10 protein-coding genes and 1 pseudogene are annotated in these 12,993 nt (G+C 39.8%); 4 read left to right on the forward strand and 7 right to left on the reverse strand.

The annotated features are described in order from the left end of the window. Nucleotides 1–108 precede the first annotated feature (108 nt). A complete protein-coding gene (locus SANK73390_RS10350; RefSeq protein ID WP_462765977.1) occupies nt 109–885 on the forward strand; it encodes a substrate-binding periplasmic protein in 777 nt (258 codons plus the stop codon). Nucleotides 886–958: 73 nt separating this feature from the next. Beyond that, complete coding sequence (locus tag SANK73390_RS10355; protein WP_462765994.1) at nt 959–1,588, forward strand: OmpA family protein; 630 nt, start codon at nt 959–961, stop codon at nt 1,586–1,588. Between the two features lie 150 nt (nt 1,589–1,738). On the opposite strand, the gene SANK73390_RS10360 is transcribed toward SANK73390_RS10355, so the two are convergent. The 7 genes and pseudogenes from SANK73390_RS10360 to SANK73390_RS10390 form a co-directional block, all read right to left on the reverse strand. Further along, nucleotides 1,739–4,324, reverse strand: a complete 2,586-nt coding sequence (locus SANK73390_RS10360; protein ID WP_462765978.1) for a serine hydrolase — start codon at nt 4,322–4,324, stop codon at nt 1,739–1,741. Between the two features lie 204 nt (nt 4,325–4,528). After that, the gene (locus tag SANK73390_RS10365; protein ID WP_462765979.1) at nt 4,529–6,622 is read right to left on the reverse strand and encodes a TonB-dependent receptor plug domain-containing protein; all 2,094 of its coding nucleotides are present in this window, start codon (nt 6,620–6,622) and stop codon (nt 4,529–4,531) included. Next, complete coding sequence (locus tag SANK73390_RS10370; protein ID WP_462765980.1) at nt 6,619–8,133, reverse strand: amidohydrolase family protein; 1,515 nt, start codon at nt 8,131–8,133, stop codon at nt 6,619–6,621. Before SANK73390_RS10370 ends, SANK73390_RS10365 begins: the two co-directional genes overlap by 4 nt. Nucleotides 8,134–8,244: 111 nt before the next feature. Then, nucleotides 8,245–9,285, reverse strand: a complete 1,041-nt coding sequence (locus SANK73390_RS10375) for a helix-turn-helix domain-containing protein (protein WP_462765981.1) — start codon at nt 9,283–9,285, stop codon at nt 8,245–8,247. Between the two features lie 283 nt (nt 9,286–9,568). Next, complete coding sequence (locus SANK73390_RS10380) at nt 9,569–9,913, reverse strand: rhodanese-like domain-containing protein (RefSeq protein ID WP_462765982.1); 345 nt, start codon at nt 9,911–9,913, stop codon at nt 9,569–9,571. 3 nt (nt 9,914–9,916) lie between these two features. After that, a pseudogene (locus tag SANK73390_RS10385) lies at nt 9,917–10,003 on the reverse strand (YgaP family membrane protein); the annotation flags it as partial. Nucleotides 10,004–10,104: 101 nt separating this feature from the next. Beyond that, nucleotides 10,105–10,782 carry a nitroreductase family protein gene (locus SANK73390_RS10390; protein ID WP_462765983.1) on the reverse strand — a complete coding sequence of 226 codons (678 nt, stop codon included), beginning with the start codon at nt 10,780–10,782 and terminating at the stop codon, nt 10,105–10,107. A gap of 758 nt (nt 10,783–11,540) precedes the next feature. Here SANK73390_RS10390 and SANK73390_RS10395 point away from each other — a divergent pair. Beyond that, a complete protein-coding gene (locus SANK73390_RS10395) occupies nt 11,541–12,269 on the forward strand; it encodes a hypothetical protein (RefSeq protein WP_462765984.1) in 729 nt (242 codons plus the stop codon). A gap of 1 nt (nt 12,270) precedes the next feature. Beyond that, nucleotides 12,271–12,969, forward strand: a complete 699-nt coding sequence (locus SANK73390_RS10400) for a hypothetical protein (RefSeq protein WP_462765985.1) — start codon at nt 12,271–12,273, stop codon at nt 12,967–12,969. Nucleotides 12,970–12,993 lie beyond the last annotated feature (24 nt).

Genomic DNA, 12,993 nt, shown 5'->3' on the forward strand with positions numbered 1-12,993 from the left:
GCTGGCACACTATTGTGACATTTTTATTACTTGCCGGTTGAGACGGCTATATTGATTTAATTGTTCAACAAATCACAAAAGTTGGGTCTAAGTTAGAGGTGTGATGATTTGCCGCTATTATTATTAGTTTTTTGTTTTCTCAGTTTTTTTGCTAGCTGTGGTTTATATGCTGGTCATCAAACGATTCATGTAGCAATCGATCATGCCCCACCTTATAGTTCGGTCAGTAACGATGGAGAATCTGAAGGGTTAATTCTAGAGCTAGTTCGAGCTGCTGCAGGTGAAAAATTTCAAGTCCGCCCTGTCCCTTGCCCTGTGTCGAGATGTTTGCGTATGCTGGAGCAGGGTGATGTTGATGTAATGGGTGGGTTAATTAAAACATCACAGCGTCAAAATACCATGATTTTTGTAGAGCCACCTTATATGGCATTGTCTTCTTCGTATGTGTTTTACGCAAAAAAAGGCAGTAACTTATCGGTATCAAAATTTGAAGATTTATATGGTAAACGCATTGCAGTTATGCGAGGCGCCGCTTTTTTTGAGCGTTTTGATGAAGATAAAAACATTAATAAAGTTGATGTGACATCTGAACAAGTTGCACTTGAGTTAGTATTAAAAGAGCGAGTGGACTTAGCAATTGCAGTTGAGGATACCGCTGAAGTAGCTATGAAAGTATTAAAGCAGCCTATTTCTCAGTTAGAGAAAATGCAGTTTCGACACACCAATGTGATATATGGCTATATGGTATTTAGTCAGCATTTTTCGCAAACTGAAGCGGCAGAGTACATCACAAAAACAATGCAGGCGTTGGCTAAAAATAAGTTACTAGATAAGTTAATCGCCCCTTACTCCTTACCCCCAATCCCGCCTGAATTGGTGCAATAAGCAACATAAGTTAATTTTCTATTCACCTGAAATGAGCTAGCCTAGATTAAACAGTGACATAGAGAAATCAATGATGATCAATAGGCAACAATTAATTGTAGTGTCAGTGGGCTTAGCTTTACTTAGCGGTTGTGAAATGACTAATACTGGCAAAGGAGCTTCAATTGGTGCTGCAACCGGTGCAGTATTAGGAAAAGCGACTGGTAATCATAAAGATAAGCGTATTTTTATCGGCGCGGCCATTGGCGCAATTGCGGGTGCTGCGATTGGTGATTATATGGATAAACAAGAAGCCGCATTTAGAAAAGAGCTTGCAGGCTCTGGCGTTGAGGTCATTCGCGAGGGTGATAATATGCGTTTAGTGATGCCAAGTAATATCACGTTTGCATCAGGCCAAGCGAGTATTTCACCAAACTTCTATCAAACTTTAGATGCTATCACCAAGGTAATGAACAAGTATGAAAAAACCTTATTAAATATAGAGGGTCATACCGACAGTACTGGGTCACAGGCCCTTAATCAACAACTGAGTGAGCAACGAGCAAATAGTGTAAAGAACTACTTATTAGGGCAGCAAGTGTTGGCTGTGCGTTTGCGCACGCAAGGTATGGGTGAGTCTCAGCCTGTGGCAAGTAATGAGAGTGAACAAGGGCGTTCTAAAAATCGCCGCGTAGAAATTCAAATTGTACCAAATAAAGCATAAAAATAGCGGTGCACATGTACTAATGCAGATCGTTTAAGAGCCCCAGACTTTCATCAGGAAGGCCGCAGAGGTCTGTTTGGGCTCTGCCGTCTTCCTAATTTCATAATCTCATCACCTTAAACGAGCAGCATTTTGATATGCACCGTACTTTTAGTTTGAGTTGGCAAGTTGTAGGGCCAAGTTTTTTATCTTATAGAAAGTACGATCATGTGGCTCATAATTTTCATCGCCGTTACTGAGCATGATAATGGCATTTTGTGTCTTTAAATCACCTATGACTTGCGACATGACACCGGGATCTGCCCCGTTATGGTGAATATAGCTGCCATCTAATTCCCAAAAGTAACCGATATCACGACTAGGTACAGGTGTATCGGTTTGTGGGCTTAACATTGCCTCAACAGCAGCTTGAGACAGCACTTGCTGTTGCTCAATTTTACCTTTATTCATACTGGCGATTAAAAACCGGGCAAGGTCGTTAACTGTTGAAATAGCAGAGCCATCCGCATAGGTAATTGCGCCATAGCTGGGCATTGCTGAACGTTCACCTGTTTGAGGATTATGGACAAAGCGAGTGGCGACGTTTGCGCCTGGTTTCCCTGTAGCCCAGCTGCTGTTAGTCATATTCAGTGGTGAAAACACGTAATCTTGCACCAGCTCTATAAAAGGCGTATTGCTTTTTTGCTCCAATGTATAGGCTGCAAGGGCAGTGGCAATGTTAGAATAGATATAGACTTGTGCGGTTTCAAAACCATATTGTGACGAGAAGTTAGCATCTTGATAGAAGCGGCCCGTATGATTAAGATAATTATTTAAATACTGTTGCAGATCGGTATTTATTTGCTTATCACACTTATTTGTACCAAGCAGCGCGTCACTGATATTTTGTTTAGTATCATGAAGGTAGTAAGAACATAAATACGCAGGATCAGAGTCAATAATTCCGCTTGTATGGGTAACAAGGTGGCGTAGTGTAATAGGTGTTTTCTGTGCTGGTATTACATTTGTTGTAAAAGGTAATATCGGGGCAACTGGCTCATCAAGAGATACGGTTTTTTGTGCGACGGCATGGGCAATGGTTGCGCCAACTAAGGCTTTACTTACTGATGCAATGTAAAAAAGTGTGTCGGCAGTGACTGGCGTATTTTGCTCATCAGCAATACCGAAACCATTAGCATATTTTATTTGACCATTTTTGATAACAGCAATTGCTAAGCCAGGTAACTCACTTTGCTGTATTAGCTGTTGCGCTTGTTGCTCAAAATCCGCAACACTCAGTTGAGGATAGGTTTGTTTGCCCATCGCTTCTAACGCGTAATCATAAGTAGCAAAGCGTGGAAGGTCAGTCTCTAAACTTGAAAATGCACTGATATTGACATCTGGCTGTAAACCTCTCTTTTCAAAGTTCTCGCCTTGAGCATTGTGGTATACCTCATTAGATAAGCCAATTTCCCAGCCATTGGGTAAGGTGAAGTTTAGTATATCCGAAAAAGCGCCGGACGTTTCCTCACCAACTTGAGTAACATGGGGAAATTGCTTCATTGCCATGGCAAATACCTCACCTGCGCTGACGGTAATTTGGCTTGTTAGCATATAAACAGGTTTTGTATAACTATGTGTTGGTTTTTTTATCATAGTCACAGTGGTGTGACCAAGACCTGATTTATTTACAGCTTGTTTTTTAAAAGCGAGTTTGTTTTCACTGGCAAAGTGGGTTGCTAATGTTAAAGCGATGGCATCATCTCCACCTAGGTTGTTTCTAATATCTAAAATGAGCCCATCCGTATCTTCAAGCTCTTTAAGTACTTGATCTATTAATTGGTTGGCGGCTTGTTGCTGTTGTTTTTCAGTGGCATTTGGGTTTTGGTGGTATTGGGCCATATTATTGATCACTAAAATTCCTACATTGTTCGGCGTAACCCCCCATAGCAAAGTTTTAGAATCGTCATCGTGTGGAAAGCTTTTTAAACTATCTGCAGTGATATAGCTGGCAGTAGTATGTTGGTAATCATCTAAGGTGTCAGTAATAACATCCGAAATGTCAACATCAAGACCAAAACGTAAGTAGGATCTGGCTTTGCCGAGAGCGCTTCTTAATACTGGAGCGGGTTTCATACTGTTAAAAGATTGAGTGTCACTTTCAATAGAAACATGTGCATCTTTTAGTGGTGCTACCATCTCACTCAGTATTTCAAATAGTGCATCATCACTCATATTGTCATTGATCAATGGCGCGTAGCTATCATATTGGACTTGCCAGTCGATATCACGCAGATCAAAAAAGGCGTAATAATCATTAAATGTGTGCCAAAAGTATTGAAAAACTTGACTTGGACTAGTGGCTTGATTTTTTGCAATTGGGGTTTGGCATGACGCCGGTAATTGCTCGATATGTTTTAAAGTATATGAAGTTGGGCTGCCTTTATCTTGAATACTTAAAAAATCAGTGCCAATGACATTGAGTGTATCAACGTGTTCTTGCATCACTTTTTGATAGCTATTATCGCTGGTTAGTGTGCATGCTTGGGTATTAAATTCATAATGCTTGACTTGCCCATGGCTTATCGACACGACTTCGCCGTAGGCTTGCTTATGCCAAATTCCTTGTGCTTTATGTACATTAGAGTGATCTTTTATTATCAGGTTGGTTTGAGCCTTGTTGTTATTGTTATTACAGCCGCTTAAGAGTAGACCTGTCAAAATGGCAAGTGCCACAGGGGTGATAGATGACTTCATAAGGTTAATCCTTTTTGCTTTGTAGTATTAATTAAAGGGAGTCTAAGCGGGGCAGTAGTGAGTTACTGTATAAAAGTACACAGAAAATGTAATAAAGTTTTGGGTTTGTGTATGAATTTATATTGTTAATAATACAGCAATGAAAAGGGCATCGACTGCTCAAACAGACGATTACCCTCAGGGGAAGTCGGGTAAAGATGTATGTTAAAAATCCCACTTAACGCCAAAACTGGGTATCATTGGCAGCCAATGTCCATGCTCTTGTTTTACAGTAACATTGTTGTCATTAGTGAGTGTGTAGTTAGATGACTCTACACAGCATTGGTTTTTTCGATTTAGGAGGTTTGAAACCTCAAAAAACACTTGCAGTTGACTTTTATGTAGTGGGTATTGTTTAGATATACGCAAGTCAAAGCGTAAGTAGCTATCTAAACTTTGTTGGTTACGTCGCTTAAGGTGCCTGACAATTTGCTGCTGCGCATTATTATTGGTTTGCAGCGTGCCATACTCACCCGTTGTGGGCCAACCGCTGTGGTAGTGGCCAGTGACATTAAGGTTCCAGCCGTTATCAAACGCATAGTTTACCCCACCATTGAGGGTATGGGTTTGATCCCAACTACGTTTAACTTTCTCCCCATTAATTGTTTCCAAAGCCTTTGACCACGTATAGTTCAGGTGCCAACGAAATTTTTTGTTGATACGCTGTTCAAATGACAGTTCAAGCCCTGAAATGTCTCCCTCTGTCGCTTTTATTAGGTATCTATCAGCTTGTGCTTCTGGAAAGAAGTTTAGAGGGTCAAGCACATTTTCAAAGCGTTTTGGTATGTTTGATAAGTGTTTATAGTAGCTTTCGATACGATAGGATAGTGATTGATAGGCCCCAGAGTAACCTACAATATAATGCGTTGACTTCTGGGCTGATGCATAATGTGTAACGCCATCACTAATTTGTAAATCGAGTACATCTTGTGCTTGATAGAAGTGACCCCAACTAAAGTTTAGGCTGTCAGTTGTTGAAATATTATAAGTTAAGGCAGCACGAGGACTTATTTGACTATCGTTAAAACCTTGATAGTTTTGTTTGTCATAGCGAATACCCAGCTGCGAGACCCAATCTGACGATAGCTTGTATTTGTTACTAATAAATATACCTGACTCAGATCCTTTAGCCGTGACTTTGGCACTATTACGCTGACTTTGTGGCGTATCTGCAAATACGCGATAGCGATACACATCCATTTTGTAATCATAATGAGTATCAACTTGTTTGCTATGCAAACCAAACTCCAACATAAAAACATCGCTTGCAAGCCATTGCCAGTGATGTTTTAACCCATAAAATGAAAAAGATCTATCGTCATTGACCGTCAACTCAATCTCATAGGGATCACTTTGACCGCCACGTCTTTGTTCATCAACTTTACCAACAGACAATATAGTCTGTGATGATAAAGTGTCATTCCATTGTGAGCTTAATCGTGACCATAAGTACTGACTGGCATAGGAACCCGTGATTTTTTCTTTTACATAATATTTTTCAAACCCATTCCACTCATCAAAATTGTCATCCAAAATTTCATCGTCATAGGCATACAGTAGATTCATTGATACCGTGTGTATATCGGTAAGTTCATAGCTGAATTTCGAGTAAAGATCTGCATATACAGGTTCAAACTTACTGGTTTCATCGTCCATAGCTTTGAGGACCATATCTAAATAGCCACGTCGTGCAGATATGAGCCAATGGCCTTTTTGCGAGTCAAAACTACCTTGGCCTGCCGCTCGGGCGTTGATAAAGCTGGCGCCTAAACTGTATATATTTTTTTGTGATGGCTGTAATGATTGAATATCAAGCACTCCGCTGAGCTTATTGCCATAGCGAGCAGAAAAACCTCCGGTATATAAGTTGACCTGCTCAGCATTTTCAGTATCAATAATGCTAAATGCGCTGTTAAAACTTTTCATATGAAAGGGTCTATATAGCTGCTGACCATCCAGTAGAACCAGCACTTCATTTTTTTGGCCACCACGTACATGAAAGTGAGCAGAATAGTCACCTGCGCTGACACCGGGTAAAGAGGGCATTAAACGAAATACATCATCAGCAATATGAGGAGCTTGCGCTATTTCTTCTTTACTAAATTGATGTAACGCTGAGCCATTATTTTTAAGGATGGTATAGCGACTAGCCCCAACTTCAATATGCTCGATAGTGTGCTCGTTCTGCGCGAAGGCAGGATGCCATAAAAATGTGAGACTACTGGCCACAAGAAGGTGAGTATGAAAACGAGTGTTCATGGTAGCTCCAAATATTGCACATTTTGGCTGGCGAATTCATGCGCCATATTGTCAAGTTGCTGTTGCGATAACCAATGTCCGTTGATAACGACACCTATGCGAGATCTGATGTGGCTAATATCTTCTAATGGATTGTTTTTGAATAGTACAAGGTCAGCCAGGTAGTCTGGTTTAATTACACCCCTATCTTGAGGCTGTTGGGTAATACGCGAGATCACCTGTGCGGGTATGTTAGTTGCTGCATCAAGCGCTTGCATTGGTGTCAGCCCTGCTTCTACCATTAGCTCCATATCTCTGAGCAACAATTCAGGAATTGAACCTGCATCACCCGTATCAGATCCAACTTGTACAGCAATGCCTTCATCGACTAATGCTTTTACTAGCATCAAGGCGATGTCATGCAACTCAGGGTCAGTATCAGGCTCTCGTTCTTCTTGTTGCCATGCATCTAAAATCGGTTGTGGAATTACGTTATAACTGTCAGAGCGATAGATATCCTCTCCTTGAGCCCAGCGACTTACCACTTCATCGGTAGACCAGTTAAATACTAAAGAGATGTTATTTTCGAGCATTCGCTCAATCACCCAATCGATATAAGTCTCGTCATCCATGCCTTCAGGAGCACGCTCTCTTCCGGCAATAATCTCTGAGAGGTGAGCGATTTCATTTTGATTTTTAAGGGCTAATGACATAGGTACGTTAGGAATATGACCGGCAAGGAACAAGTTTTGTGCTTTCGCTGTTTGGCTGACTTGCACATATATTTCTTCACTCACACCAGAGTAGACTTTAATAAAATCGTAACCATGCTGTTTTTGTGTGAGCACGGCTTGTTCTGCTTCAAGCGGGGTTTTTGGCCAGGTGAGTGATAGGGTATTTAAAAATTCTTCGCTGAATTGCCCATGAGGCGCACCTAAAAAAGGGTCTTCAGGTTCATATAGAGAGATAATTGGCCCACTGCTAATGATGCGAGTACCTAGCCATTGCTGTGTATTTACTTTATCTCGCCATTGAAGCTCGTTAGGTGCGCCAGAATAATTTCTCAGTGTAGTAATACCTTGTTGAAGGAATATAGACATCTGTGCGGGTGACGTTTGAATTTCTACAATACTTTGTGACGCGCTGGGCTCATGTCTGAGGTGTGCGTGAGAATCGATTAGCCCAGGTAGTAAATAACCGCCTTGTGCATCGATCACTTTATCATCAACGGCAAAAGGAACGTCTTTTGCGTTATCAATGATTGTAATGTGGTTTGAAACGACCACCACGCGCTGCCCCATTAATATATCTGGCTCGTTTTCATCCATTGTAATAACATTTACATTGTCAAAAACTAATCTCCTAGGACGTTGTGGAGGCGTTAAACCGGTTTGAACGTGTTTGGCTACTGGCAATTTTGATGTGCTTTTTTCTACCTTACTTTCAAACTCTTTATTGCATGCACCGAGTAGAATGAGTGTGGCAGCAATTAAACTTAGCAAGCAATACTTTATAAATAATCGTCGAGACATGGGATCTCCTAAATTTAGACCGACGCTTTATTCTGAGTGATAAATTGATTGGAATCGTCCGTATCGATAAACTAAGACAGTATTTTAGTGCCATGAAAAATAAGCTTATTTTTATTTTACAGCCAGAGGTTGCGTTTTTTTGTATTGTGTGGGGGTTTGCTGGGTGCACTTTTTGAAAGCAGTGTAAAACGCAGAACGTGAGTTAAACCCAGTTTCAAGTGCGATCTCAAGTACCGTTTTTTGTGGCTGCTCTAACAACAACTGTTTAGCGCTCTCAATTCTCAGCATATTGATATAGTCGAAAAAGTGTCGGCCACTGACTTGATTTATTGCTTGAGATAATTGGTGGCGAGACCAGCCGGTGATATTGGCAAGTTCGTCTAATGTTAGTATTGGGTTTGTATATATCTGCTGCTTTTTAACTTGAGCGTCTAGTTCGTTAAACAGCTGTTGGGCTAAAGATTCAGACAATGCAGAGTTAGCATAACGAGGAGTATTTTGGACTGTATGAGACGGGTCGTCTATTGTTTTTTCAAGCTTTTGTATTTGTTGATAAAAAATGGCAGGCTGTTTAAGTGCGTAATAGGTTATCGCGTAAACACATATAATAATCCCAATTTCAGAGGGGTAAAAATAACGGTCTTCATTGACCCATAGCATGTTACACATCATATTTAAGCTGGTATCAAAACAAAGCCTAATATGTAGTGCTATAAGCTCATCTATTAACCACAATAATAACAGTACTGCAATGAATTTACTCAGCCATAACAACCAAGCTAAATTTACTTTTTCAAGGTATGAGAATTGTTTTTTAACATTAATTGCATGGTGCTTTAATACCTTGAAGATAAGCAGTAGATAGCAAGTTATTTGTATTAACGAAAATGCAGGAATAATAGTATCTACTAAGTGCTCGAACCGCTCATTGGCAGGGGTGAGAAGACTCTCTGCACTAATAAACTGGCTTTTGAGTGCCACATCTTGCATCAAAAACTCAACACTCAGAGCCGCAATAATCATACTGGGTATAAAGTGGTACCAAATTGGTGTGTTTGGCCCTTGTGCAGTTAACTTGAGTACATAAAGAAAGAGCAGCGGCCCAAGCAAGGGTATTAACCATTCTTGTACACCAATTAGGTGTGGATACACAAAAATAATACCGGATATATCCAGAAATATAAAAAAAAGAACGAATGAAAAAATACCAGTGAACAAACTTAGGTAAATATTAGCCGGGTTTTGAGTGCGCTGTTTAAATAAAAATAGACTCAATATTAATGCGTGAACACAGCCAAGCAAAATCAAAATTTGTTCTAAAAATACGACCACTCAATGTACCTGTTTGGTTGCTAGAGCCATAGGAGTAATTCCCATTTTTAGAGACTCTATGCTGTTTTTAAACACCTAGCAAGCAGAACTGGCAAGTTACATTCTAGAATGTTTGGCTTACTTCTTCTGCCTTACAAGTGATCACACTGACATTTTGATAACCCAAGCGAGTGAGTTGCTCTGCTGCAAATACGGCACGGCCACCTGCAGCACAATGCACGTAAATCGGTCGCTTAGCATCTTTTTCAATCTCAGGAAGTTTAAATTCAAGTAAGCCTCTAGGAACATTAACAGCTATCGCTGCTGCTATGGTTTTGTACTCTGATGGCTCACGTACATCAATGAGTAAACCGTGGTTTTGTTCTATTTCATTTTTAGCTTGTAATGCGCTAATACACCTTTGATTTGGTTTAATAATTTTCAGTAGGTCTTGCACTGGGGTTAGCATGTCTTACTCCTTTATACCTGGTTGTTTAAGTAACGAGATCATTGGGCACCAATTAGTGAAAGCCGACTGAATTAAGTTAACAGTAATAAATAGACTAAACCATACCTAATTGGTATCAACGTAATAATGGATTGATGATAGTTGCTGAGGAATTGGCAGCGAACCAGCTGCCAATTCCAATAAGCTACCTTTTATAAAAAGGAAGCTATCTCATCAAAAGGCTTTTTCACAAGTGCATGTTCTGGCACCGTGGCATCCTCACTCGGGTAGCCTGCGATCAGCAGCATGTAAGGGCGCTCGTTGTCTTTGTCTCGCCCGCAAATATCGGTTAAAAAGCTCATTGGTTTAGGCGTATGTGTTAATGTAGCGAGCCCCGCATGATGCAGTGCTTGAATTAAAAAGCCTGTCGCAATGCCCACTGATTCATGCACATAATAGTTGGTATTTTTGTCTTCGCTGCTAATACCACCCTTCTTTTGACTAAAAATAGCAATTAACCAAGGAGCATGCTCAAGGTAAGGTTTATCGGCATCAGTGCCTAATGGCTTAAGTGCGTCAAGCCATTCATCCCCCGCTCGACCTTGATAGAATGAGTGCTCCAAGTCTTCTGCCGCCTCACGAATTTTCTTTTTCACATCAGCACTGTGAATTGCTACAAAATGCCATGGCTGATGGTTTGCACCACTTGGCGCACTGGCAGCGGCCTTTATACATGCTTCAATGATATTTTGAGGCACTTCTCGGTCACTAAAGCTACGTACAGTATGGCGACGTTGGTATTCGTTTAAATTATCGTTTGCCCGTAGCAGCATGTCTTGTTGAGGGTACTCAATGAAGTCATTTAAAGGCACATTCTTATGATTTTGCATAATGTTAGTCCATGATTATTTTCGTTTGTTAGCGTTGTTTTATTTATATTCAGCAAACTTTTTGTTCCTTGCTGGCATCGTGAGTCACACTACTTTTACTGGTGTATCACGGTTTCAAGAGTATGGGGGGAAGACAAGAGCGTCAACATGCTAATTGTTATAACTAAGAACATCACAATAATGGTCATTAATTTTTTTCATGTTGTATCTGCTGTAAAATATTAATGTTTACATTTTCACCTCTAAATAATTGTTAAAAGCTGCATGTTTTTTAATTTAATAATTCTTTTTAAAGAATATAAAGTGACAATATCATGTTGTTTTATTGTTAATTTATAGCTAGGTTTTATCATTTCTAGTAGCAACGCTTTTTTGCTTTTTAATGATTTAAATACACCGTAATTTATTGTTTATCTAACATGAAAAATATTACTCAATGTTGATATTTTGTTATTGCTTACCTAGTTTTTAGTTGTCGGCTGAGAAGTCGATTATGTGATTGTGTAAGGCAAGTAGGTCTAACTTAATCAATCTATTACATACTAAAAAGGACGATAGTTATGGAAATAATCACAGAAGTTGTTAACACTTTGGGTAATTTTGATGTTCAGTTATTTGACCCTCAAGCATTAGACCCAGTTTTTGTTATTCCGATTATTATTGTGGTTTCAGCGTAGTACAACGGAAGTATCTTGCCCTAGCTTAGGTTAGGGCAATATGTAAGTGAGTAAGGAAACGAATTAGATAAGGAAATCTTTATGAATGTTTTGCGTGAATTTGAGAACATACACTCAGTACAAGATGTAATCGAGATATTAAAGTCGCACACTGATTACACTTTTTCACCAGATAAAAACCGCCTAGTACTCAAAGATACAGCGTCACATCGATTAGTGCTTTATAAAGGTCCAAGTTGCTTTGGTGCGACATTGTGTAACTCTGCTGCGCATTCAATCTGTTTATTACAAGGGTCACTGCGGCTCAAAAAGGTATCGCTAGAAGAGCGATTAACCCATAACGGTACATCGAGCACAATTGTTGCTAATGGACCTGTAACGATTACCAATTTAGTTCAAGGTGATGCGCTGCAAGTGGCCTACTTAGAAGCATTTGACTATCACGCCTCTAGCGATGCTTATTGGATGGCCTTGTACGACAAAGAGGTTAATCATACAAAAAGTGTGAAACTTTGCGCTGTGACACTCGAACCTATCATCACTTCGCTGTTATATCAAAATCATGCTCGATTATTTAATTTTATAGAGATCTTAGCCCGTTCGACGTGTGAAAAAAGCTTTCAAGCATTATTAGCGCTTTCAACAAGCCATATTGATGAACTGGCTTGGCGAGCGATAGAGGGGATTTATTTAAGAGATCGCTATAAAGCGGCGCAGTTGGTAAATGAATATAAAACAGCACATTGTTGTGAGGTTATTCGCAATCGCTCAGCAGCTATGACGTCTACACTTGATAAAATGGAGGCTTAGCGTGACTTACTCATTTAGTTTTAGCAGTAAAAACGCCATCTCTTTAGCCACCTTTATAGAAAGGGTTAAATTAAAATACCATGGCTTAGAGAGCTTGCATGAACATCAGCTACATTATTTTGCTTTGCAACTGCAACTTCTGGCGAACAATAAGTATTTTTTAACAGAACTGGTGAGTGAGCGTGTTTTAAAAGATGCTTTGCAAGTAGATACAGGCAACATGTACGGCAATGATTCGTTGGTCGTATATGTTAATAAGTCGCCATTTTTTCAAGTTAGAGCTTGCTTTTGGCACCCAGATGGTGAGCACAAACATCAAAATGATAAGTTAAATGTTTACAGATGCTTGCATGATCATAACTTTGCCTTTTTAACAACGAATTACTATGGCCCTGGTTATACCTCTCGATTTTATCATTATGACTATGCGGATAAATTAGAGACAGGATGTGATGCTAACTTAGCATTTAATGGGGCTCACCCATTGCGAAGAGGTGAAGTGATATATTATGAACCCTCCAAAGATGCTCATCTGCAAGTTGCACCCAAGGCATTTAGCATTTCTTTAAATTTGATGTTTGAAACAAATGGTAATAAGCAGTTTGTTTTTAATGCAGCTAATGGACGAATTGTGCAAACGGTTACAAGCAGCAATGATGTTGCTAAACAGTTTATAAAGGAGTTGACTAGTGCTGTGTAGGCGATCATGTATTTTGCTTATTTT

It is taken from the genome of Pseudoalteromonas sp. SANK 73390 (assembly GCF_054966645.1).

What these genes read in the sequence shown, in the direction of transcription:
- SANK73390_RS10355 (WP_462765994.1), top strand. Translation starts at nt 959, where the DNA reads ATGATCAATAGGCAACAATTAATTGTAGTGTCAGTGGGCTTAGCTTTA.
- SANK73390_RS10360 (WP_462765978.1), bottom strand. Translation starts at nt 4,324, where the DNA reads ATGAAGTCATCTATCACCCCTGTGGCACTTGCCATTTTGACAGGTCTA.
- SANK73390_RS10365 (WP_462765979.1), bottom strand. Translation starts at nt 6,622, where the DNA reads ATGAACACTCGTTTTCATACTCACCTTCTTGTGGCCAGTAGTCTCACA.
- SANK73390_RS10370 (WP_462765980.1), bottom strand. Translation starts at nt 8,133, where the DNA reads ATGTCTCGACGATTATTTATAAAGTATTGCTTGCTAAGTTTAATTGCT.
- SANK73390_RS10380 (WP_462765982.1), bottom strand. Translation starts at nt 9,913, where the DNA reads ATGCTAACCCCAGTGCAAGACCTACTGAAAATTATTAAACCAAATCAA.
- SANK73390_RS10390 (WP_462765983.1), bottom strand. Translation starts at nt 10,782, where the DNA reads ATGCAAAATCATAAGAATGTGCCTTTAAATGACTTCATTGAGTACCCT.
- SANK73390_RS10395 (WP_462765984.1), top strand. Translation starts at nt 11,541, where the DNA reads ATGAATGTTTTGCGTGAATTTGAGAACATACACTCAGTACAAGATGTA.